General features: G+C 34.0%; 31 protein-coding genes. 20 read left to right on the plus strand and 11 right to left on the minus strand.

What is annotated here, in order from left to right; translation table 11 throughout:
- Nucleotides 1–16 precede the first annotated feature (16 nt).
- Genes QWY92_RS11100 through QWY92_RS11115 form a run of 4 tightly spaced genes read left to right on the plus strand, consistent with a single transcriptional unit; the run spans nucleotide 17 to nucleotide 3,484 of the window.
- Nucleotides 17–1,321: an AAA family ATPase gene (locus QWY92_RS11100; protein WP_290271234.1), complete on the plus strand. Its 1,305-nt coding sequence runs from the start codon at nucleotides 17–19 to the stop codon at nucleotides 1,319–1,321.
- Complete coding sequence (locus QWY92_RS11105; RefSeq protein ID WP_290271236.1) at nucleotides 1,321–2,550, plus strand: tetratricopeptide repeat protein; 1,230 nt, start codon at nucleotides 1,321–1,323, stop codon at nucleotides 2,548–2,550. The genes QWY92_RS11100 and QWY92_RS11105 overlap by 1 nt, the downstream gene beginning before the upstream one ends.
- Nucleotides 2,550–3,173 carry a WbqC family protein gene (locus QWY92_RS11110; RefSeq protein WP_290271238.1) on the plus strand — a complete coding sequence of 208 codons (624 nt, stop codon included), beginning with the start codon at nucleotides 2,550–2,552 and terminating at the stop codon, nucleotides 3,171–3,173. The genes QWY92_RS11105 and QWY92_RS11110 overlap by 1 nt, the downstream gene beginning before the upstream one ends.
- The gene (locus tag QWY92_RS11115; protein WP_290271240.1) at nucleotides 3,173–3,484 is read left to right on the plus strand and encodes a DUF6122 family protein; all 312 of its coding nucleotides are present in this window, start codon (nucleotides 3,173–3,175) and stop codon (nucleotides 3,482–3,484) included. Before QWY92_RS11110 ends, QWY92_RS11115 begins: the two co-directional genes overlap by 1 nt.
- Nucleotides 3,485–3,519: 35 nt before the next feature.
- On the opposite strand, the gene QWY92_RS11120 is transcribed toward QWY92_RS11115, so the two are convergent.
- From QWY92_RS11120 to QWY92_RS11155, 8 genes are all read right to left on the minus strand, one after another.
- Complete coding sequence (locus tag QWY92_RS11120) at nucleotides 3,520–4,545, minus strand: endonuclease/exonuclease/phosphatase family protein (RefSeq protein ID WP_290271242.1); 1,026 nt, start codon at nucleotides 4,543–4,545, stop codon at nucleotides 3,520–3,522.
- Nucleotides 4,546–4,774: 229 nt separating this feature from the next.
- On the minus strand, nucleotides 4,775–5,620 hold the full coding sequence (locus QWY92_RS11125) for a rhomboid family intramembrane serine protease (RefSeq protein WP_290271244.1): 846 nt from the start codon (nucleotides 5,618–5,620) through the stop codon (nucleotides 4,775–4,777).
- Nucleotides 5,620–6,387, minus strand: coding sequence for a rhomboid family intramembrane serine protease (locus QWY92_RS11130; RefSeq protein ID WP_290271246.1), 768 nt, complete (start codon nucleotides 6,385–6,387; stop codon nucleotides 5,620–5,622). Before QWY92_RS11130 ends, QWY92_RS11125 begins: the two co-directional genes overlap by 1 nt.
- 3 nt (nucleotides 6,388–6,390) lie before the next feature.
- Nucleotides 6,391–8,250: a DNA mismatch repair endonuclease MutL gene (gene mutL, locus QWY92_RS11135; protein WP_290271248.1), complete on the minus strand. Its 1,860-nt coding sequence runs from the start codon at nucleotides 8,248–8,250 to the stop codon at nucleotides 6,391–6,393.
- Between the two features lie 4 nt (nucleotides 8,251–8,254).
- A complete protein-coding gene (locus QWY92_RS11140; RefSeq protein ID WP_290271249.1) occupies nucleotides 8,255–8,542 on the minus strand; it encodes a riboflavin synthase subunit beta in 288 nt (95 codons plus the stop codon).
- 28 nt (nucleotides 8,543–8,570) lie between these two features.
- Nucleotides 8,571–8,804 carry a hypothetical protein gene (locus QWY92_RS11145; protein ID WP_290271250.1) on the minus strand — a complete coding sequence of 78 codons (234 nt, stop codon included), beginning with the start codon at nucleotides 8,802–8,804 and terminating at the stop codon, nucleotides 8,571–8,573.
- Nucleotides 8,805–9,060: 256 nt separating this feature from the next.
- Nucleotides 9,061–9,546 carry a 6,7-dimethyl-8-ribityllumazine synthase gene (ribH, locus tag QWY92_RS11150; RefSeq protein WP_290271251.1) on the minus strand — a complete coding sequence of 162 codons (486 nt, stop codon included), beginning with the start codon at nucleotides 9,544–9,546 and terminating at the stop codon, nucleotides 9,061–9,063.
- Between the two features lie 18 nt (nucleotides 9,547–9,564).
- Complete coding sequence (locus QWY92_RS11155) at nucleotides 9,565–10,335, minus strand: tetratricopeptide repeat protein (RefSeq protein WP_290271252.1); 771 nt, start codon at nucleotides 10,333–10,335, stop codon at nucleotides 9,565–9,567.
- A gap of 137 nt (nucleotides 10,336–10,472) precedes the next feature.
- Here QWY92_RS11155 and recF point away from each other — a divergent pair, with 137 nt between their 5' ends.
- The 3 genes from recF (at nucleotide 10,473) to QWY92_RS11170 (ending at nucleotide 12,230) form a co-directional block, all read left to right on the plus strand.
- Entirely contained in the window at nucleotides 10,473–11,552 is a 1,080-nt protein-coding gene (recF, locus tag QWY92_RS11160) for a DNA replication/repair protein RecF (RefSeq protein ID WP_290271254.1), read from the plus strand.
- 91 nt (nucleotides 11,553–11,643) lie between these two features.
- Nucleotides 11,644–11,940 (plus strand): DciA family protein, encoded by a 297-nt coding sequence (locus QWY92_RS11165; RefSeq protein WP_290271257.1) that lies wholly within the window; start codon nucleotides 11,644–11,646, stop codon nucleotides 11,938–11,940.
- Between the two features lie 98 nt (nucleotides 11,941–12,038).
- Nucleotides 12,039–12,230 carry a cold-shock protein gene (locus tag QWY92_RS11170; RefSeq protein WP_034044451.1) on the plus strand — a complete coding sequence of 64 codons (192 nt, stop codon included), beginning with the start codon at nucleotides 12,039–12,041 and terminating at the stop codon, nucleotides 12,228–12,230.
- Between the two features lie 194 nt (nucleotides 12,231–12,424).
- On the opposite strand, the gene QWY92_RS11175 is transcribed toward QWY92_RS11170, so the two are convergent.
- Nucleotides 12,425–12,844: a nucleoside-diphosphate kinase gene (locus tag QWY92_RS11175; protein ID WP_290271266.1), complete on the minus strand. Its 420-nt coding sequence runs from the start codon at nucleotides 12,842–12,844 to the stop codon at nucleotides 12,425–12,427.
- A gap of 251 nt (nucleotides 12,845–13,095) precedes the next feature.
- On the opposite strand from QWY92_RS11175, the gene QWY92_RS11180 reads away from it, so the two are divergent.
- The 8 genes from QWY92_RS11180 (at nucleotide 13,096) to QWY92_RS11215 (ending at nucleotide 19,400) form a co-directional block, all read left to right on the plus strand.
- The gene (locus tag QWY92_RS11180; protein ID WP_290271268.1) at nucleotides 13,096–14,115 is read left to right on the plus strand and encodes a DHH family phosphoesterase; all 1,020 of its coding nucleotides are present in this window, start codon (nucleotides 13,096–13,098) and stop codon (nucleotides 14,113–14,115) included.
- Nucleotides 14,108–14,641 carry a gliding motility-associated peptidyl-prolyl isomerase GldI gene (gene gldI / locus QWY92_RS11185; RefSeq protein WP_290271270.1) on the plus strand — a complete coding sequence of 178 codons (534 nt, stop codon included), beginning with the start codon at nucleotides 14,108–14,110 and terminating at the stop codon, nucleotides 14,639–14,641. Before QWY92_RS11180 ends, gldI begins: the two co-directional genes overlap by 8 nt.
- 10 nt (nucleotides 14,642–14,651) lie before the next feature.
- Nucleotides 14,652–15,779 (plus strand): peptidylprolyl isomerase, encoded by a 1,128-nt coding sequence (locus tag QWY92_RS11190; protein ID WP_290271273.1) that lies wholly within the window; start codon nucleotides 14,652–14,654, stop codon nucleotides 15,777–15,779.
- Nucleotides 15,780–15,841: 62 nt separating this feature from the next.
- Nucleotides 15,842–16,768 (plus strand): prolipoprotein diacylglyceryl transferase, encoded by a 927-nt coding sequence (gene lgt / locus QWY92_RS11195; RefSeq protein ID WP_290271275.1) that lies wholly within the window; start codon nucleotides 15,842–15,844, stop codon nucleotides 16,766–16,768.
- Nucleotides 16,755–17,255, plus strand: a complete 501-nt coding sequence (locus tag QWY92_RS11200) for a DUF192 domain-containing protein (RefSeq protein WP_290271277.1) — start codon at nucleotides 16,755–16,757, stop codon at nucleotides 17,253–17,255. The genes lgt and QWY92_RS11200 overlap by 14 nt, the downstream gene beginning before the upstream one ends.
- A 176-nt stretch (nucleotides 17,256–17,431) precedes the next feature.
- Nucleotides 17,432–17,689, plus strand: a complete 258-nt coding sequence (locus tag QWY92_RS11205; protein WP_290271279.1) for a thioredoxin domain-containing protein — start codon at nucleotides 17,432–17,434, stop codon at nucleotides 17,687–17,689.
- Nucleotides 17,668–18,186, plus strand: a complete 519-nt coding sequence (locus QWY92_RS11210) for a peptide-methionine (S)-S-oxide reductase (RefSeq protein ID WP_290271281.1) — start codon at nucleotides 17,668–17,670, stop codon at nucleotides 18,184–18,186. Before QWY92_RS11205 ends, QWY92_RS11210 begins: the two co-directional genes overlap by 22 nt.
- Complete coding sequence (locus QWY92_RS11215; RefSeq protein ID WP_290271283.1) at nucleotides 18,183–19,400, plus strand: bifunctional alpha/beta hydrolase/OsmC family protein; 1,218 nt, start codon at nucleotides 18,183–18,185, stop codon at nucleotides 19,398–19,400. The genes QWY92_RS11210 and QWY92_RS11215 overlap by 4 nt, the downstream gene beginning before the upstream one ends.
- A gap of 102 nt (nucleotides 19,401–19,502) precedes the next feature.
- Here QWY92_RS11215 and QWY92_RS11220 read toward each other — a convergent pair whose 3' ends face one another.
- Nucleotides 19,503–20,084 carry an NUDIX hydrolase gene (locus QWY92_RS11220; RefSeq protein ID WP_290271285.1) on the minus strand — a complete coding sequence of 194 codons (582 nt, stop codon included), beginning with the start codon at nucleotides 20,082–20,084 and terminating at the stop codon, nucleotides 19,503–19,505.
- 130 nt (nucleotides 20,085–20,214) lie between these two features.
- On the opposite strand from QWY92_RS11220, the gene pyrE reads away from it, so the two are divergent.
- Entirely contained in the window at nucleotides 20,215–20,859 is a 645-nt protein-coding gene (gene pyrE, locus QWY92_RS11225; protein WP_290271287.1) for an orotate phosphoribosyltransferase, read from the plus strand.
- 82 nt (nucleotides 20,860–20,941) lie between these two features.
- On the plus strand, nucleotides 20,942–21,337 hold the full coding sequence (locus QWY92_RS11230; protein WP_290271289.1) for an SRPBCC family protein: 396 nt from the start codon (nucleotides 20,942–20,944) through the stop codon (nucleotides 21,335–21,337).
- A 10-nt stretch (nucleotides 21,338–21,347) separates the two neighbouring features.
- Here the strand turns inward: QWY92_RS11230 and QWY92_RS11235 are convergent, their stop codons facing one another.
- Nucleotides 21,348–22,079, minus strand: a complete 732-nt coding sequence (locus tag QWY92_RS11235) for a biotin--[acetyl-CoA-carboxylase] ligase (protein WP_290271291.1) — start codon at nucleotides 22,077–22,079, stop codon at nucleotides 21,348–21,350.
- A gap of 93 nt (nucleotides 22,080–22,172) precedes the next feature.
- Here QWY92_RS11235 and rsfS point away from each other — a divergent pair, with 93 nt between their 5' ends.
- The 3 genes from rsfS (at nucleotide 22,173) to QWY92_RS11250 (ending at nucleotide 25,239) form a co-directional block, all read left to right on the plus strand.
- A complete protein-coding gene (gene rsfS / locus QWY92_RS11240; RefSeq protein WP_290271293.1) occupies nucleotides 22,173–22,544 on the plus strand; it encodes a ribosome silencing factor in 372 nt (123 codons plus the stop codon).
- A gap of 9 nt (nucleotides 22,545–22,553) precedes the next feature.
- Nucleotides 22,554–24,503, plus strand: coding sequence for an ATP-dependent zinc metalloprotease FtsH (gene ftsH / locus QWY92_RS11245; protein ID WP_290271295.1), 1,950 nt, complete (start codon nucleotides 22,554–22,556; stop codon nucleotides 24,501–24,503).
- 127 nt (nucleotides 24,504–24,630) lie between these two features.
- On the plus strand, nucleotides 24,631–25,239 hold the full coding sequence (locus QWY92_RS11250) for an LUD domain-containing protein (protein ID WP_290271297.1): 609 nt from the start codon (nucleotides 24,631–24,633) through the stop codon (nucleotides 25,237–25,239).
- Nucleotides 25,240–25,294: the final 55 nt, after the last annotated feature.

The raw sequence follows: 25,294 nt of genomic DNA on the forward strand, positions 1-25,294 counted from the left end.
AAAACAAATTGTACTTATGAATAACGCGCTAATAGAAAGCCTTCTAAAAGCCTTAGAGTTTTCGCCTGAAAACATAGAATTGCGATTCCAAATTGCAAAAATGTATACCGATGCTTTAAACTATGAAGAAGCCGAAAAACATTTGTTATTCATTTTGGATAAACAACCTAAAGCGGCTTATAAGTTCTTTTTAGCGGAATGTTATTTCAAACAGAAAAAATATAATTTAACAGACGTTATTCTTGAAGAATTAATAGATAACGAAGAACACATCGATTACTTAGAACTTCAATGTTCTAGCCATATCGAACAGAATCAAAACGAAGAAGCCCTTGCTGTTTATCAGCGTATTCTGGAGATTGATAACCACTATAGAAACGACGATTTCGAAAGCTTATTTAAAGTAGCTATTGAAGATTTTGACGACGACTTCATAGATGAAGATGCCATTCATTTCTTAAAAAAACCGGACGTCAACTTCGACAGTGTTGGCGGTATGGATAAAGTAAAAGAGGAAATTGATTTAAAAATAATCAAACCGCTTTTGCACAAAGATTTATACAAAGCTTACGGCAAAAAAATTGGAGGTGGTATTTTACTTTATGGCCCTCCAGGCTGTGGAAAAACTCACATTGCACGCGCTACCGCTGGTGAAATCAATGCAAATTTCATTAATATCGGTATTAACGATATTCTAGATATGTGGATGGGCAGTTCTGAAAAAAACTTACACGAAATATTTGAAACTGCTCGAGCCAACAAACCTTGTGTTATTTTTATAGATGAAATTGATGCCCTTGGTGCCAATAGGAACGACGTTAACAAAACCGCTGGGCGCACTGTTATCAATCAGTTTTTATCTGAACTTGATGGCATAGATTCTGATAACGATGGTATTTTGGTTTTAGGTGCTACAAATGCACCTTGGTATATTGATCCTGCTTTCCGTCGTCCGGGACGTTTCGATCGTATCATCTTTGTTGCGCCACCAGATGAAGCTGCACGTGAAGCTATTTTTAACATTCAATTAAAAGATAAACCGACCGATAATATTAAACTAAAAGATCTAGCTAAAAAAAGTAAAGCGTTTTCTGGGGCTGATATTAAATCAAGTATTGATATTGCTATTGAAGCAAAATTATTAGAATCGTTCAAAGATGGGATTCCAAAACCTTTAACTACGAAAGATATTTTAAAAGCTTTTGGTAAAATGAAAGCCTCTACCAAGGAGTGGTTTCAATCTGCAAAAAACTACGCACTTTACTCAAACGATTCGGGTTTATACGATGATATTTTAGTGTATTTAAAAATTAAAAAATAATGGATAGCCCAAATCTAGAACGCGGCATTCAGCTTTTTGAAATTGGAAGATATAAAGATGCTATTTCGTATTTTCAATCGGCCTTATCGGAAAACGTCAATAACACCACCGCTAAATATTTTTTGGCACAATGCCTTTTTCAAACAGGCGCATTGGATAAAGCTTTAAATTTAGCTTTGGATTTACGACGCGACATTCCAGATGCTGCTCATGTTTATTTCCTTTTGTCTCAGCTTTATCTACATCAAAAAAAGATTAAAGAAGCCGAGGAAAACATTGATAAATCGATAGCACTTGATCCTTACCAGGACACTTCATTTGGGCAAAAAGCATACATTGAATTGTCGAAGAAAAAATTTGAGGATGCTCTAAAATCTGCCAATGAAGGTTTAAGGTTAAATCCGAAAAGTAATTTCTGTTTAAATGCCCGAACCACTGCACTCACAAAATTAAATAGAAAAGACGAAGCTAAATCATCCATTGAGCATTTACTTGAAGATGATCCTGAAGATGCGCATTCGCATGCTAACGTCGGTTGGAGCTACCTGGAACACAACAACACCAAAGATGCTTTAAACCACTTTAAAGAAGCCTTATCGCTTAACCCTAATTTGGAATATGCACGGTCGGGAATGCTTACCGCTATAAAATCTAAAAACAAAGTTTACAACCTGTATTTGCGCTATTCCTTTTGGATGAATAAGCAGTCGGGGAAAAACCAATGGATTTTTATTATTGGTATTTATATTGCCTATAAACTCTCGGTTAAACTAATTTCAGCATCGGGATATACTTTTTTATTAATTCCGCTCATCATCATCTATTTATTATTTGCTTTGGGCAGTTGGATTATGGAACCTTTATCTAATATGTTGCTTATTTTAGACAAATACGGCAAGTATTTATTAGACCAAAAAGAAAAGTTAAGCGGACAAGTATTTTTCGCTTTACTTATTGGTGCTTTAGTCATGTTTCTGTGTAACATAGCTACTAAAAATGACTATTTCACCATGTTAAGTTTAACCTGTTTAGCCGCCATATTACCACTAACTCGTGGCGTTTTAGCAAACACCAAAAAATCTAAAATAATAAACTTAGCTTACGGAGGTGTTATGATATTCGCAGCCATTGGTTTAACATTATTTGGAGGTACCATCGCGCAAATTGGTATTACCGTTGGTGTGATGTTTATTGCGTATACTTGGCTAAGCAACTTTTTTACTTCATAATGAGCATTTTAATTCACCCTACATATTTCCCAAGTATTTCGAATTTTGTTGCTATCGCAAATGCCGATGAATTGGTATTTGAAGTTGACGATAATTTTTTAAAACAAACTTACCGAAACCGTGCTTACATTTATGGAGCTAACGGGAAGTTGACTTTAAACATCCCGGTAATTCACTCGCAAAAGAACAGACAAAAGTATCGTGATGTAAAGATTTTTAATGATGAAAACTGGCAAAGTTTACATTGGAAATCACTCTTATCAGCATACAGAACATCTCCTTTTTTTGAATATTATGAAGACGAGCTGAAACCACTTTTTGAAATGAAAGCCGATTACATTTTAGATTTTAATTTGAAGTGTTTCGAAATCGTTTGTGAATGTTTACAATTAGAAATCCCGACATCAAAAACTGAAACATTCCAACCTATTGTTGATGGTGTTAAAGATTTTAGGTTTTTAGTGCATGCTAAAAAAGAACAACCCCAACATTTAGAAAACTACACCCAAGTGTTTAACAACAAACATGGGTTTATTCCTAATTTAAGTATTTTGGATTTACTTTTTAATGAAGGTCCTAATGCGCTTAATTATTTAGAATCTCAAACTATCACTCCTAAATAATGTTACAGTCAATTGCACATTACGGATGCCATTTTTTACTTCCGCTGTTAGTGGCGCTCATTTGGTTTAAACCGTATTGGAAAATGGCCTATATCATTATGGTTTGTGGCATACTTATCGATTTAGACCACTTACTCGCAAATCCTATTTTCGATCCGAATAGATGTAGTATAAACTTCCATCCGCTTCATACCTACTATGCATTTGCTGTGTATTTAATTCTTACCCTTTTTAAGAAAACCCGTTTAATTGGTTTAGGTTTGGCTATCCACATTATTGCAGACGTGGTAGACTGCAGTTTTATGCAGTAAACAGACCAGTTCAAATCGGAGTATTTCACAAAAATCTACTCTTTTAAACTCAATGTAGTGCTTATAGGGTAATGGTCGGAATAATGATTCTCGTAGCTTTTAAATCCGTTTACAGAGAAGGCATCGTCAGCAAATATAAAATCAATACGCAGTGGGAAAAACTGAAAATCGTAAGTACGACCGAAACCACTTCCGGCTTCTTTAAAAGTGTCGTTTAAATCGTCTTTAATTTTTCTATAAACATAAGAAAAAGCCGTGTTATTAAAATCGCCACATACAATGGTTTTGTACTTGCATTTTGCTTTGTGGTCTAAGAAAAGTTCCGTTTGATATTGTTGACGCTTAAAAGTAGACCCAACACGTTTTAGAAGGCGTTCGGAGTCTTCATTCTTTAAGCTTTCTGCTTTTGGGTTTATACGTAACGATTCTAGGTGAATATTATAAATGCGCATTGTGTCTTTTCCTTTTACAACATCGGCAAATATGGCGTTGTTGGAGGTATTTGGAAACTCAATAGAACCTGTATTTATTATAGGAAACTTAGAAAAAATGGCTTGTCCGTATTTGAATTTCTTCCCTGATAATTTCTCGAACTTATATTTAAAATAAGATAGGTTGATATTTTTATGCGGATGATATTCTTGAATACTTAGAACATCGGGCGCTTCAGATTCTATAAAAGCTACTAAATCGGTTTCCACGTTTTCTTCAGGAATCCAATTGTATAGATTAAAAAGACGCACGTTATAATTCATGACTTTAAAATTCTGAGGATCTTCAATTGCTTTTGCGGATGAAAACTTATACAAGGATCCAAAGGAAAAGTAAGTGATAATAAGCACTAAAAGCGAGATGGTAAATTGCTTTTTTAGTCGGATAACCCAATATACAAAAAACAAGACGTTTACTAATATTAAGAATGAAACGCCTAAATTAATGACCGATAGAATGGAAAATGTTTTAGGTGGTAAATAAGGTAACACAATAGAAAGCAATAACAACAACGCTACAATGCTATTGACGATGTATATTAGTTTATTAATGAAACTTAAATTTTTCATTCTGCTTTTATTGACCTTTTAGATAAATACGTTTTTAGGTTGGCAATAGACTTCGGGATGGCTGCGTTAGGGATTGATGCGGCATCCTTTTTTTTTTCTTCTGATTAATAACGTTAATAGTATGTAAACTCTATTTTGACAAAACCTTCTTTTCTATGCAAATATGCCAAAAAAAAAGATATAGCGGAAAGCCCGACCCTTTTCGGGTAACGCCCAAATAACAACGCTACTATTTACCGGCTCGAAAGAGCAATTCTTTTTCTTCGGCTGTTAGGCTGTCATAACCACTTTTACTGATTTTATCTAAAATGATATCGATTTGTTTCTGATTGTTGAATTTACTAAAATCAGATTTTTTAAAACCTCCAACCTTCGTTTTATTTTTATGCACTGTTTTTAACGGACTCTTTTTTGAGGCTTTAAACAGATTGCTAATAGCATCTATAAGGCGCTCGAAAGATTTCCCTATATCGTTACCTTTTACTAACTGTGTTGCGTAAACATAGCCTAAGAGACCGCCACCGAGATGGGCTAAATTACCTCCTGCATTTGCCCCGAAAAGACCAACAACGTCCATTATTACGATAGCTAACCCAATATACCAAAGCTTAACATTGAATGTAAAAACACGTACTTCTTGGTTGGGCATATAAGCGCATAGAAAAATTAACAAGGCACGAACGGCCGCCGAAGCTCCTACTAAGCTTGAGTTTGTTCCGAAAAATGAAGGTAATAAGCTATAACATAGTATGAACAAAACGCCACCAGAAATAGCTCCTAAAAAGTAAACATTTAGCGCGGTTTTAGCACTAAAAAGGTTTAAAAACATGCGCGCAATAACGTATAGCCAAAGCATATTGAAAAGCATGTGTAAAAAATCGTAATGCACGAAGGCGTACCCGATTATAGACCACGGTGAGATGAGCGCTTCGAAGGCATCGCTTGGTAACGCCAACCAGCTAATGGCTGGACGATAAACTAAACCTAGAATGAAAATGACTAGGTTTACCGCGATTAATTTCTCTAATATATTAAGTTGCGTTAACTTATATTTTATGTCGGTGGTTAGACTCATTAGTTCCAACGGTTTTTGTTAAACTGTGTTTTTTTCCAGTAATACATAATTAAAAAGCCTGTGATTGCACCACCAACGTGCGCCATATACGCCGTATTACTTGGACTGAAAAAGGACTGCCCTGTGATACCAGAAATTAAATCTAAAAGAATAATGGCTGGTATAAAATACTTGGCTTTTATAGGGATGGGCAGAAAAATCATCATTAATTCGGCATTAGGATTCATCATGGCGAAAGCGGCCATAATACCCATAATACAACCCGAAGCACCTACCATACTAGCATTAAAAGCTGGGAATATATCTTTTAATAATGCAATTTGAGATTGTGTTACTCCGGCAATGGTTTCGTTATTAGCAAGCATACTTTTGATGCTTTCGGCAGATAAACCTGAATTTAACAACGCGTTATAATCTGGTAAATATTGATAATAGTAAAATCCTATTTGTAATAAAACGGCTCCTAATCCTGCCGAAATATAAATAAACAGAAATCGTTTTGCGCCTAAAGTTTGTTCTACTGGCGAACCAAACATCCAGAGTGCAAACATGTTAAATAACAAGTGTGTTACACTTAAATTATCGAGATAACCACCTCCATGCATAAACATGTGAGTTATAAGTTGCCACGGTTTGAATAGTTCGTTTTGCGGAAAATACATAGAGAACCATTGGTAAAAACTACCATGACCTATAAATATAGTACCGATAAACATAATCACGTTAATGATTATAAGGTGTTTAACGGTTTCTGAAATTCGCATCATATCTTAAATAAATTTTTTGTCCAATTCATCCACACTCATCGTGATAAATGTGGTTCTGTTAGATGGTGAAACATTAGGCGCTTTACAAGCAAATAGCTTATTTACCAAATGTTCTTGCTCGTCCTTCTGTAGTGACTGGCCTGTTTTTATGGCTAAACTTTTTGCCATAGATTTTGCTAATAAATCGGTTGCTGAAAAATTACTATCGGGTACCTCGTTTTCCACGTCGCTTATCAATTGCTCTAAAATGATAGATACTTCACTTTCGGGAACACCAACAGGAACGCCTGTAATTTCAATAGACTCTTCTGTAACGTTTGAAAACACGAAACCGGTATGTTCTAAGTCTTCTTTTAACTGATTAATAACAACAATTTCCTGATTTGAAAAATGTAAATCTAAAGGAAATAGCAATTGCTGACTTAAAGCGCCTTTTATGGTTAGGTGTTGCAGATAATCTTCGTACAACACACGTTGGTGCGCACGATGTTGATCGATAACCAACATACCCGATTTTATAGTACTTACAATGTATTTGTTGTGTAATTGATAAGTGGTGTGCGTTTGCTCAATATCTTTATCGAACATAGACACGGTGGCCTCTTCGGTTTCAAAATGTACTTCGCTAAAATCTTGCTGCGTTTTTGTGCCTTTAGATTCTAGTCCAACATATAAACTTTCCCAACTTTCGGTTGGTTCTTTTTTATAAGATACTGTTCTAGTTGGGCTTGGCGTGTTTATGCCAACGACTTCTTCCTGGAAGGGATTAAAGCTTCGATCGACCTCGATACTAGGTGTTTTATTAGGCGTTGGTTTTAAATCGTAAGGCGTATCTAAATTAGCATCACGATCAAAATCTAAAACTGGCGCTATATTAAATTGCCCCAAACTGTGTTTTACTGCTGAACGTAAAATAGCGTACAACGTATGCTCATCATCAAACTTAATTTCCGTTTTTGTGGGGTGGATATTAATGTCAATAGTTTGCGGATCTACAGTTAGATTTAAAAAATAACTGGCATGTGTACCGTTCTTCAATAAACCATCGTAAGCTGAAGCTATAGCGTGATTTAGGTAAGCACTTTTTATAAATCTATCGTTTACAAAAAAATATTGCTCGCCTCTGGTTTTTTTAGCAAACTCGGGCTTACCAACAAAACCTGATATTTTTAGCACTTCAGTTTCCTCTTCTACAGGCACCAATTTCTCATTCGTTTTTGTTCCGAAGATATTTACAATACGTTGTCTGTAATTACTTATTGGTACATTGAAAGCTTCGCTACCATTATTATAAAGCACAAAACCAATACTTGGATGCGCTAAAGATACACGATGAAATTCGTCTATAATATGACGTAATTCTACATTATCCGATTTTAAAAAATTTCGTCTGGCAGGAATGTTAAAAAACAAATTCTTAACGGAAACCGATGTGCCTTGAGGTGTAACCACCACATCTTGAGCGGTAATTTTACTCCCCTCGATAACAATAGTGTTACCAACATCGTCATTTGGTTGTTTGGTTTTTAACTCCACATGAGCAATAGCAGCAATACTAGCTAAAGCCTCTCCACGAAAGCCTTTGGTGTGCAGTTGAAATAAATCTTCTGCACTTCGAATTTTAGACGTGGCGTGGCGTTCGAAGCTTAATCGGGCATCGGTAGTACTCATACCTTTACCGTTATCAATAACTTGAACCAGTGTTTTTCCGGCATCTTTTATAATAAGTTTAATAGAATCTGCGCCGGCATCAATGGCGTTTTCAAGCAGTTCTTTAACTACAGATGCTGGGCGTTGCACAACTTCTCCTGCGGCAATTTGGTTTGCGACATGATCGGGTAAAAGCTGAATAATATCTGCCATATATTTATTTAGAAAAGAATATAGATAAATCGAAATCGATGATAAATAGAAAAATAAGCACTAAAACAGCTGCAATTACTAATATGCGTCTATTGGCTTCTTTATCTCGATTGTCTTTAAGTTCGCTTAAGGCGTGGTTTAGCTTTGCTTTAAACCCTTTATTTTCGCCTACAGTAGTACGAAATTCGTCAAATTTATGTTTAATTTCAAAAGGGTTTCCTTCACCTTTATCGTCAAAATAACGTGGTGTATAACTGAATTTTTTGTTTTTTTTCGCCTTTAAGATTCCCATGATTTCTGTGTTTTTTAAAATGATTTGACTACATATACTTTTTTTCTAATAAATACATACAAATCAATAATAATACCAAAAATAAAATTAAGGTTTTTACTGGCATTGTGCCACGCACTTTACGTTTAACCTCTCGATTTTCTTTCCATTTAGAAATATAATCTTTGCGGTTAGCAGTTTCATTTAAACTAGAATCGGCCGTTTTATCTTGCGTAAAACGAGACTGATAATTAAATGTTTTATGTTTACGTGGTTTAAACAAAATGATGTGCGGTTATAAATCAAAAATACTTAAAAATAGACAGATATTAAGGATAGTCATCTTAAAAATTGTTAACAAAACAGAGAATTTCTGATCTTTAAAAAGATTAAAAACGGCTTTCTGCAAGAATTAAGAACAGGGTTTAAACAGAAACAGACTAAACAAACATCCATCAACTTCATTTTACCCCATCACCATACAACAGGCAATACACTTACCCGCGTTGTATAATCTGTAAAAAAAAAGATGTTTAGATTTAGCTGTTTTTACGTAATTCAGCCATTTTTATAGCAGCAATAGCCGCTTCGGTACCTTTATTACCGTGTTTTCCTCCAGAACGATCTATAGATTGTTGCATGTTATTATCAGTAAGCACACAGAAAATAACAGGTGTTTCACGCAGTACATTTAAATCTTTAATGCCTTGCGTTACCCCTTCGCATACAAAGTCGAAATGTTTGGTTTCACCTTGAATAACACACCCAATAGCAATAACGGCGTTCACCATTTGTTGTTGCATTTTTTTGCTACCATAAATAAGCTCAAAGCTTCCTGGCACATCCCAACGCACAATATTTTCGGGTAATACGCCATGTTCTAACAAGGCTTCTTTTGCGCCTTGAAATAAGCCTTCTGTAATGGTATCATTCCATTCTGAAACAACAATCCCAAATCGAAAACCTTTCGCATTTGGGATTGTTGTTTTATCGTATTCGGATAAATTATTGTTTGCCGTTGCCATATATGTTAACGCAATTTTTTATTTGTTAGCCAAAACCTGAGCTTTACCAATAAATACATCTACGGTAGCAGCTTCGGTTGCATTTGGAAAATCTTCTTTAATTCTTTCGAAATAAGATAACGCTTTATCAGCCTTTCCTAAATCTAAAGCAATAGTACCTGCTTTGTATAAATACATTGGTGTTGTGTATTCGTTGTTACGCATGGCAATCGCTTTTTCATAATAGTCTAAAGCATCGTCTTTTTGGTTTAATTGCACAAAGGCATCACCAATATTTCCTTTTGCTAAAGGCGCTAAAATTTCATCATCACTATCAAAGTTAGATAAATGTTCTACCGCATTTTTATAATCTTTCAATCTTAAATACGCTGTACCTGCATAATAGCTTGCTAAATTAGCAGCATCGGTTCCGCTATATTCTTCAATAATATCTAGCATACCAAATTTCCCCTCACCACCATTTAAGGCTAAATTATAAAGTGAATCTGACGCTACACCTGTTACGGCTTCATCAAAATATTTTTGCGCTTGGAACATATCGTTCATTGCGTTTTCTTGTTTCGGGCTAGATACAAATTCTTTATAAGCTAAAGAACCTAAAACCACCAAGGCAACTACACCAATAATGATGAAAATGTATTTTTGATTTTTCGCTACAAAGTCTTCTGTTTTAGAAGCTGTTTCGTCAAGCGTGTTAAAAACTTCTGCAGTTGTTGAACCTTCTTCGATATCGTGTTCCTTTTCTACTTTCGTTTTTGGTTTGTAACCTCTTTTATTATAAGTTGCCATTTTTATCTTTCTGTTAATGTGGCGCAAAAATATAATTTTTCTTCATAACTAAAAGGTTATTTATTTGATATTTTTCAATAATTTGCACTTCTTTTTAAGAGTTCACTCTCTTAACGCGCTTAAAGTTGCTATTTTCTATGATTTTAAAATCACTTTCGTTACTCAATTATAAAAATTTTGATAGTAAAACGTTTACTTTCAACGAGAAAATTAATTGTATTGTTGGAAATAATGGCATTGGAAAAACCAATGTGCTCGACGCTATCTATCATTTATCCTTCGGTAAAAGTTATTTTAATCCTATCGCTACGCAAAATATTAAGCATGACGAAGACTTTTTTGTGGTGAACGGCGACTATATAAAGGACGAAAAACCAGAAAAAGTAATTGTAAGTTTAAAACGCGGACAAAAAAAAGTAATAAAACGCAACAGCAAAGCTTATGAAAAATTTAGCGAGCATATTGGTTTTTTGCCACTTGTAATTATTTCACCGGCCGATCGCGATTTAATTATTGAAGGTAGTACAACCAGACGCAAATTTATAGATAGCGTAATTTCGCAAAGCGACACGAGCTACTTAAACTACTTAATAAATTACAATAAAATTTTAGCGCAACGGAATGCTTTACTGAAGTATTTTGCACTAAACCACACCTATAATAAAGATACACTAGACGTTTACAACAGCCAATTAACCGATTTTGGAACCCAGATTTTTGAAAAACGAGATGCTTTTCTAAAAACCTTTATCCCCATTTTTAAGTCGCGTTATGAAGCCATAAGTAACGGCAATGAAACGGTAGATTTAAATTACCAAAGTGATTTATTTGAAAACGATTTAAACACCTTGTTAAATAAGGTTATAAATAAAGATCGTGCACTGCAGTATACTAGTGTTGGAATCCATAAAGACGATTTAAACTTTAACATTTCGGAACACCCAATCAAGAAATTTGGAAGTCAAGGGCAGCAAAAATCGTTTTTAATCGCTTTAAAACTCGCGCAATTCGATTTTATAAAAGCACAAAGCGGTGTAAACCCCATCTTATTATTAGATGATATTTTCGATAAATTAGATGAGCAACGGGTGGCGCAAATTATAAAATTGGTGGACGATGAAAATTTCGGACAACTTTTTATTAGCGATACACATGCCGAACGTACTGAAAATGCAGTAAAGCAAGTGCACCAATCGTATGAGATTTTTAAATTGTAAATTTTAAATTGAATTCCACACCATTTTGAAATACAAATAATGTATAATACAGATTATCTAAACTTAGTAAAACCCTCAAAAATTTAACCTCATGGCAAAACGAAATAACGAAAACTTAAGCATTTCCGACGCATTAAAAGAATTTGTAGAAACCAACAGATTAGAAAAAGGCTTAGACAAAGTTAACGTGGCTGAAGCTTGGGAGAAACTTATGGGTAATGGTGTAAATAATTACACCACATCGGTAGCATTAGAGCGCGAAACTTTATACATACAACTGTCTTCAAGTGTTTTAAGAGAAGAATTAAGCTACGGAAAACAAAAAATAATAGACCTTTTAAATGAAGAATTAGGCAAGGATATTATTAAAAAACTGGTTTTAAGATAATTAGCCCTAAAAAAATTATATAAATATTTTAAAATATATTGCCAACATATTGATTTTTACATTATCTTTGGCACTTAATTATTATAATACACATTAAAATGAGTAAAGGTACCGTAAAATTCTTCAATGATTCTAAAGGATTTGGATTCATCACTGAAGATGACAACAACAAAGAACATTTCGTACACATTTCTGGATTAATCGATGAAATTCGTGAAGGTGATGCAGTTGAATTCGATCTACAAGAAGGTAGAAAAGGATTAAACGCCGTAAACGTAAAAGTAATCTAATTATATATAGATTCTAAAATTTACAAAGAAAGCCTATCAATTTATTTTGATAGGCTTTTTTGATTTGCATAAATGAGTAAAGAAGCATTAAGTATCGCAAACGCAATATTATTTTAAAACACATCTTTACTTTTAGAAACAAAAAATCCTGCTTATTATAGCAGGATTTTTTTATTAATATACACTAAACGTACTTAAAACATTTCTCTCCCCGAGAAATGGAAAGCACCTTCAATAGCTGCATTTTCATCACTATCACTTCCGTGTACTGCATTTTCGCCCATAGACGTCGCAAACATTTTACGAATAGTACCTTCAGCAGCATCTGCTGGATTTGTAGCACCAATCAAGGTTCTAAAATCGTCAACTGCATTTTCTTTTTCCAAAATAGCTGCCACTATAGGGCCTCTAGTCATAAACTCAACTAATTCTCCAAAAAATGGACGTTCGTTGTGTACTGCATAAAACGACTCAGCATCAGCTTTTGTCATTTGAGTTAATTTCATAGCTACAATTCTAAATCCTGAAGCTGAAATTTTTTCTAATATTGCACCAATGTGTCCGTTTTCAACAGCATCTGGCTTAAGCATTGTAAATGTTCTATTTGTTGACATTTTCGTTTTTTTAAATTTCTGCAAAAGTACAGTTTTAAATTTGGTTTCACATTAATTAAGAATGCAAAAATTTCCACCACAACATATTGGTAACATAAAGGCATACAACCAACTAGAATAGCACTTCAAATAAACAAACTTTAAAATCTTATATTTAAACAAGAATTTCATAGTGCATTACCGTTAATATTTCTATAAAAGTACAACTATCTATTTTAAGGCTTTATTTTTATATTGTATCTTCGTTTCCTATGAAAAAAACAGACATTTCCAATATAAAACAACTATTATCTAGTCCAAAAAAAATAGTTATTGTTCCGCATAAAAATCCAGATGGAGATGCTATTGGATCCACTTTAGCCCTTTATCATTACCTACTAAAAGGCAACCATAAAGCAACCGTTATGGTACCTAATGATTATCCCACATTTTTAAAATGGATACCTGGAAATGATTCTATTTTAATTTACGATTATCAAACTAAAACATGTGAGAGCTTAATTGAATCGGCCGATATTATTTTTACTTTAGATTTTAACGCCTTCCACAGAACAGGAAACATGGAACATATACTATCTAATAGTAGCGCATTGAAAATAATGATAGATCACCATCAATCTCCAGACGATTATGCAACGTATCAATATAGTGATGTGAGCATGAGTTCTACCTGCGAAATGGTGTATCATTTTATTGATATGTTGGGAGACACCGCCTTAATCGATGCTGATACAGCAACTTGTATTTATGTAGGCATTATGACGGATACAGGATCATTCCGTTTCCAATCGACCACCAATAAAACCCATGAAATTATAGCCAAACTTATTGAAAAAGGCGCCGATAATTCACATATTCACAATAGCATTTACGACACAAATAGCTACCAAGGCTTACAACTCTTGGGTTGTGCATTAAGCAATTTACGTGTTGTGCCAGAATCGCGTGCCGCTTACATTACTTTATCTCAAGATGAATTGAACCGTTTCAACTATAAAAAAGGAGACACAGAAGGCATTGTAAATTACGGTTTATCACTCGATGGTGTAGTACTCGCAGCTATTTTTATTGAAGATAAACAGGAAGGCATTATTAAAATATCGTTACGTTCGAAAGGTGATTTTTCGGTAAACGAAATGTCTCGTGCACACTTCCAAGGTGGCGGCCATACAAACGCAGCTGGAGGCAAAAGCGACTTAACTTTAGAAGAAACTGTACAAAAATTTATTAGTATATTACCCAGCTATAACGACGCTTTGAATAATGAATAAATTACTCACCATCGCTTTTGTATTGCTCATTTTCAATTGCAAAAGCCCGGAAGCTAGACGACCGATTTCTACAAAATCAGGATCGTTTATTGATGCTTCTATCGAAATTAACAAAAAGCGTTATGCTAAAGAAAAAGCCATTATAGAAAAAATAATGGAAGCCGATAGTAGCAACTACATTCCGTCGCAATCTGGTTTTTGGTACACCTATCATACTAAGATTGAAAACGATAGTTTAGTAACACCACAATTTGGAGACATCGTAAATTTTGATTACGATGTAAAAAGCCTAAATGGTGTCGAAATATATTCTAATGAAGAATTAAAAACTCAAAATTATGCGATGGATAAACAGGAACTTTTCACGGGTTTACGCCATGGCTTAAAACTAATGAAAGCTGGAGAAACCGTTACTTTTATTTTTCCGTCCGATCGTGCTTATGGTTATTATGGTGATGAAAACAAAATTGGCCCCAACACACCGTTAATTTGTAAAGTTACTGTAAATTCTATTACCCAAAACTAAAACTACTACCATGCATTTATTAAAAAACGTTTTTAAACTTGTACTACTAACACTGGCGTTAAACCTAACATCTTGTAAAGCGCAATATCCCGATTTAGAAGATGGTATTTATGCCGAATTCATTACCACCAAAGGCGTTATGCTTGCTCAATTAACTTATAAGGAAACACCTATAACCGTCGCAAACTTTGTGTCACTTGCTGAAGGTGAAAATACTATGGTTGATAAAGCTTTCAAGAAAAAGAAATTCTATAACGGATTAATATTTCATCGAGTTATAGACCAATTTATGATTCAAGCTGGCGATCCAACAGGAACCGGATCGGGAAATCCAGGTTATAAATTCATGGATGAATTCACCGATAGTTTAAAACATGACAAACCCGGTGTTTTATCGATGGCTAATTCAGGTCCAAACACCAATGGCAGTCAATTTTTTATCACGGAAATCCCTAAGCCTCATTTAAACAATAAACACAGCGTTTTTGGCCAATTAATTTCAGGTTTAGATGTTCAAGATTCCATATCTAATGTTCCTGTCGACAGAAATAACAAACCACTAGAACCTGTTGTTATTGAAGAATTAAACATTATAAGAAAAGGTAAAGAAGCTAAAAAGTTCGATGCTCCAAATATTTTTGTAAAACATTTTGCTGAAGCGGAACGATTAGAAAAAGAAAAAAAGGAAAAAGCCGCTGCTATTTTAAAAGCAACACAAGATAGATTTAAAGCGCTAAAAGCCAAAGCAATCACATTACCTTCAGGACTTCAATATATTATAACCGAAAAAGGAAAAGGGATCAAACTTCCAGAAACCGCCGAAATTTCAACACATTATGCGGTTTATTTTGAAGATGGAAAAATATTAGAAACTAGCAAGCTTGAAATTGCTGAAGCTTTAGACATTGTAAACGAGCGAAGAAAAGCACAAAATGGCTACCAACCTATCACTGCCGATATTGGCCCAGATGCTAGAATGATTGCGGGTTTTAAAGAAGGCTTACAACAACTAAGTGTTGGAGACAAAGCGACCTTATTTATACCATACCATTTAGCTTATGGCGAATCGGGAACCCGAGGTATTCCTGCAAAATCGAATATTATTTTTGAAGTTGAAGTTTTAGAACTTCTTAATTAATTTATAAAACCATACCATATTACACACATACAACGTACCTTTTGCGTTGAAACACAAAACTTATGCAAGTATTAAAATTTGATTGGAATCCGGTAACAGGAATCGACATAATTGGAAATTTCAAAATTCATTTTTACAGCCTCATGTGGGTTACCGCCTTTGTCATTGGTTGGTATATTATGAAACGTATTTTTACCAAAGAAAAAATAGCGATAGAATATTTAGACCCTCTATTTATTTACACCGTTTTAGCCACCATGATTGGGGCACGTTTAGGGCATGTTATTTTCTATCAATCAGAATTAATATCTCAAGATTTCTTCAGTATTTTTCTTCCTTTTAAATTCAAAGGCGGTTTTGAATTCACCGGTTTTCAAGGCTTAGCAAGCCATGGTGCCGCTATTGGCATTATTATAGGGATGTATTTATACCGCAGAAAATATAACTACAAATCTATACTTTGGATTTTAGATCGTATTGTAATTCCTGTAGCTTCGGGTGCTATTTTTATCAGAATTGGAAATTTCATAAACTCTGAAATTATAGGAAAAATAACAGATTCTAGTTTTGGTGTTCGTTTTATTCAAGATGAATATTATAAAAGTGAAATCATGCAACGTACCGGTATAAACAATGTTCAAGACGCCTACAGTGCTGTTACTAATAACCCTCAATTTTCAGCCTTATTAGAAGCCGTACCATATAGACATCCTGCACAATTATACGAATCGTTTTGCTATATTTTCGTGTTTTTAATTCTATTATATTTTTATGTAAAAACGCCTAAAGCGAACCAAACAGGCTTTCTTTTTGGCTTGTTTTTAGTATTACTTTGGACGGTAAGATTCTTTGTCGAATTTGTAAAAGAAGCACAAGTAGACGAGCGTGCTACATGGGCATTAAACACTGGACAATGGCTAAGTGTTCCTTTTGTTCTATTAGGACTTTACTTCATGTTTATGTACAAACCGAAACATGCAGTTAAATAAAATGTTTGCGAAAAGAGCCGGACTCATATTAGGGCTAACTATTGGAATACTCTCATTTTACAATTGTAAAGATGATAAGAAAACAATAACCCAAACTGAAGTTAATTTCAATAAAGAAGGAACGTTAAGCATTTTAAAAAACGATACTTCTAAAATAGATTTAGATATCGAATTTGCTGATACCGATTTCGATATTCAAACAGGTTTAATGTACCGAAGTAGCATGGAAAAGCTACAAGGCATGCTTTTTGTTTTTGAAGATGAAACCGAACGGTATTTTTATATGAAAAACACAAAAATACCGCTTGACCTTATTTATATCGATGCAGATAAAAACATTGTGAGCTTTCAGAAAAACGCCAAACCTTTTGATGAAACCTCACTCCCATCCAACGAACCAGCAAAATATGTTTTAGAAGTAAATGCAGGAATGGTTGATGTTTGGGGAGTTTCGGTTGGGGATTCCATTTCATTTATAGCCGATTAAAAAAGGATAATTTAAAAGAAAATCACCCTTTTTTCTCTCTTTCTATTCTAATAGTTTATTCTGATTTCAAAAGCTACATTTTGTTTTAATCCTGCTTTAGCTTTGGTATTAAACGAAACCCTGTAATGTAAGCTCCATAATCTCGACCAAAACACCATATTATTAAGAAAATAATTATGGATTCTCAAACTTCGGATATCATACTTTACGGCGCACAACGATGCCATAAAACCCAATATTATCAATTATTTCTAGAAGAAAAAAAACGAGGCTTCACCTTTCTAGACGTTGAAGAAAACAACAGCGCTTCCGAAGATTTGCGTAACCTATACAAAAACAGAAAGCTTAATTTCCCAACGATTACAATAGGTAAAAAAAAGTTAAGAAATCCATCGAACATAGAACTCAATAAATGGATAGAAAAACTAAAATAGCTTTAGGCGGCGGGTGCCATTGGTGTACCGAAGCTGTTTTTCAATCATTAAAAGGTGTCAATAAGGTTGAGCAAGGTTACGTGGCTTCCCATGGAATAAATTCTAATTTTTCCGAAGCCGTAATTGTTCATTTTCAACCGGAGAAAATCAGCCTAAAAACATTAATAGAGGTTCATTTATTAACACATAAAAGCACGAGTAATCACTCGATGCGTATTAAATATAGATCGGCTATTTATACGTTTTCCGAAGTACAACAAAAAGAAGCCTTATCTTTATTAGATGAATTTAAATCGAAAAGTGATTCTAACATAATAACACAAGTGTATCCTTTTTCAGCATTTGAACCGTCGCGAAATGAAATTCAGAATTATTATCGGCAAAATCCTGAAAAACCATTTTGCAAACAATTTATTAATCCGAAATTACAACTTCTTTTACAGCACTTTTCAAACTATGTAAACGAAGACAATATAAAACATACAGACCAAAAATGAAAAGCACAAAACTACAAATAGAAAACAAAGATGGCATAGCATTACAAGCTTATCTAGAATTACCTGCCAACCAAAAACCCAATTATTACGCCATATTTGCGCACTGTTTTACATGTACAAGTTCTTTAAGTGCGGTAAAAAACATTAGTCGCGCCCTAACCAATCATGGTTTTGGAGTAGTTCGATTCGATTTTACAGGTTTAGGGAAAAGCGAAGGCGATTTTGCAGATAGTCATTTTTCGGCTAATGTAAACGATTTAATTGCGGTAAGCGAATACATGGCATCCAATTACGAAGCACCTTCCCTATTAGTCGGACACTCGTTAGGTGGTGCGGCTGTAATTTCGGCAGCAGCAAAGCTAGACAATGTTAAAGCCGTTGCCACCATTGGTGCGCCCGCCACAGTGGACCATGTAACACATTTATTCTCGCATAGCATAGACGATCTTGAGGAAAAAGGCCCTACAAAAGTCAATATTGGAGGTCGTCCTTTTAAAATTGACAAAGCTTTTATTGAAGATTTTGGCAAAACCGATTTACCTACTGTAGTAAAAAATCTAAGAAAGCCCATTTTAATAATGCATTCGCCCACAGATACTATTGTGGGTATTAAAAATGCGGAACAAATTTATCACCAAGCCCATCACCCGAAAAGTTTTGTTACCTTAGATCAAGCCGACCATTTACTAAGCAATACTAGAGATAGTAATTATGCTGGAAATTTAATTGGTACTTGGGTACAGCGCTATTTTCCGACGAAGGAAAATATAATGCTAGACCCTAATAATGAACAATTGGTTGGACATTTAAACTTAGTGGAAGATAATTTCACCACCTCTATTCAAACTAAGAATCATAGTTTAATTGCAGATGAACCTGCTTCCGTAGGTGGCAACGATTTTGGTCCATCGCCATACGAATACTTAAATGCCGCATTAGTAGCTTGCACGGCAATGACTTTAAAAATGTATGCGGAACGTAAAAAATGGGATTTACAAGAAGTTTTCGTGTATGTTACCCATGCCAGAAAACATAGCGACGATTTAGGTATTGAAACAGATACCCCAACCCGTTTAGATTTTATTAGTAAGAAACTGAAATTTGTTGGAGACTTGGACGATAAGCAAAAAGAGAAACTAAAAGAAATAGCCTCAAAATGCCCAGTACATAAAACATTAGCTAGTGAAGTTGTTTTTGAAACTAGTATAATTTAACAAAGCTAACTGAACAATAATAAATACTAAGAGCGATAACATTCAAATGATTAACTTCTGAATATTATCGCTCTTTTATTTTAAATAAAGTTTTCTTTCAACCTAAAATAACAATTTGATATTAGGATAAGAATTTTCTAAAGCCTTAGCTGTTTTCTTTTTACCAAGCCATTTCACTTTAGTAATCCCTTCCTTTTTCTGTGGTTTTAAGTCGCCCGTAAAACTAGTTTTCATTTCAAACCAATAGGTCACCTTTATTTTATAACGTCCGTTTCTTTTAAAAATATGGTAAGTTGTTTCAAGAGGTTTAACAATCTCTAAACCTTCAACTTTAGTTTCTTCCTCAACTTCACGAATGGCAGTCTCTTCAATAGTTTCACCATCTTCAGCTTTTCCTTTAGGTAAATCCCATTTATCATTTCGGTAAATAAATAGTACTTTTCCTTCATCATTATAAACTTTTCCTCCGCCAGCAACCACATTAGGTAGCTTTTTCAAAAACTTACTAAGTAATTTACTTTCATTTTTATGCGTAAGTCTAACTTCTTGTAAATCGGTTTTATTCAATTTTCGAATCGCGCGATAAAGCAAAACCCGTTTAAGCTTGTATGTTTTATAGCCTTCACCCTTTTCTGTATTTGTTGTTAATACAATAGGTTTATTATTTACAAAAATCTTATGCATAGTTAGATTCGTTTATTTTGATATGGTAAAAATATCATTTTTACTCACAATCTAGTTGTTGTTGAAAAAAAAATTTTTTATTCCATTTACAACTTTAAAATAAAAGCAAATTTATCCGTAATTTTACAGCATGATATTTAACAAAGAAACTGCCAAAAAAACAGCCGAAGTTTTATTGCAAGTTAACGCCATAAAACTAAGTCCGAATGAACCTTTTACTTGGGCTTCTGGCTGGAAATCTCCAATTTATTGCGACAATCGCATCATTTTATCATATCCATCAATCCGTAATTATGTGAGCCAAACTATGGCAAAACATATTGAGGAAAAATATGGAAAACCAGACGTTATTGCTGGTGTTGCCACTGGCGCTATTGGTATAGGTATGTTGGTTGCCCAAGTATTGGGTTTACCTTTTATTTATGTGAGACCAGATGCTAAAGGGCACGGACGCAAAAACCAAATTGAAGGCCATATTGAAAGCGGACAAACTGTTGTTGTTGTTGAAGATTTAATTAGCACCGGCAAAAGTAGTTTAAACGCCGTAAAAGCACTTAAAGAAGCCGATATAAAAGTGAAAGGCATGGTTGCTATTTTTACATATGGTTTTGATGTGGCTGCCAAAAACTTTGAAACAGAAAATATTACTTTAAACACCTTGAGTAATTACGAAAATCTACTGGAACAAGCCTTAGACACCAACTATATTGCTGAAAAAGAATTAAAAACTTTATCGGAATGGAATTCCAATCCTAGTGAATGGAATGCTATTTGATATAAACAGGTTAATTGTTAGACTGTAAAATCTTTTTTTTAACGAGTAACAGCCCAACTTAACCGAACATAAAACATATATAATGAATTTAGAATCTCCAAAAGTTAACGTTAGCAAATCGCCTCAAGAAGTTTTTAGCTTTTTAGCAGACGTAAAAAACTTTGAATCTTTAATGCCTGAAAACATTAGTAAATTTGAAGTTTTAGGTAACGATAAATTTCTTTTTGCTTTAAAAGGCATGCCAGAAATTATTTTAGAAAAAAAGGAAGTTATTCCTCCAAATAAAATTGTTTTAGGTGCCGCAGGCGGAAAATTAGATTTTTCTTTAATTGGTAATATTGTTGAAACTGCAGACGGAAATAGCGATGTGCATTTATCGTTTTCGGGCGATTTCAACCCTATGATGGCTATGATGATTAAAGGCCCAATTACCAATTTTATTAAAACCTTAGTGAATAATATGCCTAAAGCCATTTAGAGCAAAAGTATTAGTACAATAGCGAAATTTCTTTTAAATCGAATACTTTTAAAATATCGTCTTCGAGCAAAACTTGAAGTTTCCCATCGTTGGAAACCCCTTTTATAAAACCAGAAAACATCAAACCTTCAGCATTTTTAAATGTTGAAGGTTTATTTTTTCGGAACAAATGAGTTTCATAAGTAGATTTTAAAAATTCTAAATTTCCGGTTTGTAAAATTTCAAAATAATATTTCAAATTTAAAACCACTGCAAGTAACACTTCATCTAAAACAAAAACCTTTCCCGAAATCAATTTTAAAGACGAAGCTTGAGGTAAATTATCGAACTCCGTTTGGTTTACATTTAATCCAATTCCGATTATTGAGGCTTGTAACTGACTTTGTTTTATGACATTTTCAATTAAAACACCACAAATTTTCTTATTCTCTGACAAAATGTCGTTAGGCCATTTTATACTTATTTTGGGTATTGCCAACTCCTGCAACGTTTTTAACACTGCCAAAGCGGTTACCATACTGATATAAAAACTATGCTCTACATGGATTCCCGAAACATCCTTGAAGCAACTAAAGGTAAGGTTTTTGGAAGATTCCGAAGCCCAAACAGTTCCCATTTGCCCACGACCTAAGGTTTGGTTTTTAGTTGAAATTATAGTAAAATCTTCCACAATGTCTTGGCTAATTAATTCGCGTAAATAGCTGTTTGTAGAATTGGTGGCATCAAGTTTGATTATTCGCATAAGGAAGTTATTGTAATACTCTGAAATCTTATGATTATTTTAAAGGATAAAGAACTAAAAAAATAATAACTTTGCACAAATTAAATAAATTTAATGGCGAAACAAAATATAAACACAGACCAATTAATAGCGACCATACTTAGTGGTATTGAAGACGTTAAAGGAAAAGAAATAAATATACTAGATTTAAGAGAAATTGAAAACACGGTTTGTGATTACTTTATTGTTTGCGAGGGAACTTCAAACACTCAAGTATCCGCTATAGTAAATTCGGTTCAGAAAAAAGTTAGCAAAGAACTTAAAGATAATCCTTGGCACACTGAAGGCGCTGATAATGCGGAATGGGTGTTGATTGATTACGTTAATGTTGTAGTGCATGTTTTCCAAAAACAAATTAGAGAATATTACGACATCGAGAGTCTTTGGGGTGATGCAAAAATGACCAAAATCGAAACGAGTTACTAAAACACAGACATGGCAGACGACAAAAAAAACACAAAGGATAAAAAGCCTAAGTTTAGCCCGTATTGGATTTACGGTATAATTATAGCACTTTTTTTAGGATTTCAAGTATTTAGTGGTGCAAGCTATCAAGAAGGTAACTTAACAACACCATCAGATTTTTTCAAATTCTTGAAAGATGGCGATGTGGCTCGCGTTGATATTGTAAAAAACACACGCGTAGCAAAAGTTTACTTAACTAAAGGTGCCGAGGCTAAAGACATTCATAAAAATGCAGTGCCTCAAACTTTTATTCCTTCTGCAACAAAATTACCGAATTATAAATTTGAATTTGGTGACTTACAGAACTTTGAAAACGAATTAAATGAAGCTACTGCAGATTTAACTACAAAACCTGTGGTTAAATTTGATACCGAAACAAACGATTGGAGTAATTTACTTATGGGTATTTTACCTTTTATTTTACTTATTGGTGTTTGGGTATTTATTATGCGTAGAATGTCTGGTGGTGCCGGTGGCGGAGCAGGCGGACAAATTTTCAACATAGGAAAATCTAAAGCTAAACTTTTTGACGAAAATACAGAAGTTAAAACAACTTTTAAAGATGTTGCAGGTTTAGAAGGAGCTAAAGAAGAAGTACAAGAAATTGTAGATTTCCTTAAATTCCCTGAAAAATACACAACATTAGGTGGTAAAATACCAAAAGGAGCTCTACTTGTAGGACCTCCAGGAACAGGAAAAACCTTATTAGCTAAAGCTGTTGCTGGTGAAGCTAAAGTGCCATTTTTCTCTTTATCAGGTTCTGATTTTGTTGAAATGTTTGTTGGTGTAGGTGCATCTCGTGTTAGAGATTTATTTAAACAAGCAAAAGAAAAATCGCCTTCTATTATTTTTATAGATGAAATTGATGCTATTGGTCGCGCTAGAGGCAAAAACGCCATGTCTGGAAGTAATGATGAACGTGAAAACACGTTAAACCAATTACTAACGGAAATGGATGGTTTTGGTACCAACACAAACGTTATTGTTATTGCAGCAACCAACAGAGCCGATATTTTAGATAAAGCCTTAATGCGTGCAGGACGTTTTGATAGACAAATTTTTGTTGATTTACCTAACTTAAACGAACGTAAAGCTATTTTTGAAGTTCACCTTAGACCACTTAAAAAAGCGCCAGGTTTAGATATCGAATTCTTATCTAAACAAACGCCAGGTTTCTCTGGAGCCGATATCGCTAACTTATGTAACGAAGCCGCTTTAATTGCTGCACGAACAAATAAAAAAGCTGTTGAGAAACAAGATTTCTTAGACGCTGTAGATAGAATTATTGGAGGTTTAGAACGCAGAAGTAACTTATTTTCTGTTGAAGAAAAACGCACCATCGCTTATCACGAAGCAGGTCATGCTGTTGTAAGTTGGTTCTTAGAACATGCCGATCCGTTGGTAAAAGTAACTATTGTACCTCGTGGCCGATCGTTAGGTGCTGCATGGTATTTACCGCAAGAAGCCTACATTACAAGAACAAATAAATTTCTTGATGAAATTTGTGTTACAATGGGCGGAAGAGCTGCTGAAAAAATTATTTTTGATGAAATTTCTACGGGTGCCTTAGGCGATTTAGAAAGCGTTACCAAAAAAGCGAAAGCCATGGTAATGATTTACGGCCTGAACGAAAAGGTTGGAAACATTACATATTATGATCCGGCTGGAGAAAGTGGTTTTGTAAAACCATACTCTGAAAAAACAGCAGAACTTATTGATAATGAGATTAAAGACATTATCGAAGTTCAATATCAAAGAGCCGTTGAATTATTATCTTCTAAGAAAGATTTATTAGACAAATTAGCTCAGAGATTAATTGAAAGAGAAGTGATATTTAAAGACGATTTAGAAGAGTTATTAGGAATCTCTCCTTTTAAGAAGAGCCCAGCAATAATCGCTAAAACGGAAGAAGAAGAATAAATAAGGATATACAAAATATAAATTTTGTTAAGCTTTTTGTAAAAATCTTAAATTAATCGTATGGTTAGTTTAAGATTTTTTATATTTGAGAAATCCCAAAGAAAAATAGTTAATTGCACACAGCTAAATGAGTCTTTTTAGAAAACTTTTTGGTTTAAAACCTGATAAGAAATCAGAGGAACTAGAATCAACAGACCGCGGCAGATATATGCCAGAAGTAAAGCTGCCCATAGACGAAAAGTTTACTATAAACTTTAAAGCTAATGGCGGAAAATTTCTGTATTGCGAAAATATATCTGAAGTTTACCAAAATCTTCAAAATATCATTGAAGAGAACGCTTGGGTCTCTAAAAACGTACTATTATTAGATGAAAATTTAAAAGACCAATTTAAAGGCGAGCAATTAAATTCTACACGGGTGATTAGCGATGCGACCTATTTTTTAACAACTTGTGAAAACTTGATTGCTAACGATGGTTCTTTACTTATTTCTTCAAATCAAATTTTTGAAAAAAAATTAATAGAACTCCCTTTAAACTTTGTAGTATTCGGGACTACGAGCCAAATTGTTGAAAATATAGGCGAAGGTTTAAGAGGCATAAAAAACAACAACCGAACTAAAATACCTACTAATATTACCACCATAAAACATTTTAAATCTCAAGACGACAAAGATTTTTTAACTTATGGTAGTAGCTCCAAAAACTTATATTTATTACTTTTAGAAGATTTATAAGTTACACCATCTATGATTAAAACATTAATCGTACAAACCAAACCTCAACCAGGAG

Source organism: Algibacter miyuki (assembly GCF_030409805.1).
Taxonomy (GTDB): Bacteria; Bacteroidota; Bacteroidia; order Flavobacteriales; family Flavobacteriaceae; genus Algibacter; species Algibacter miyuki.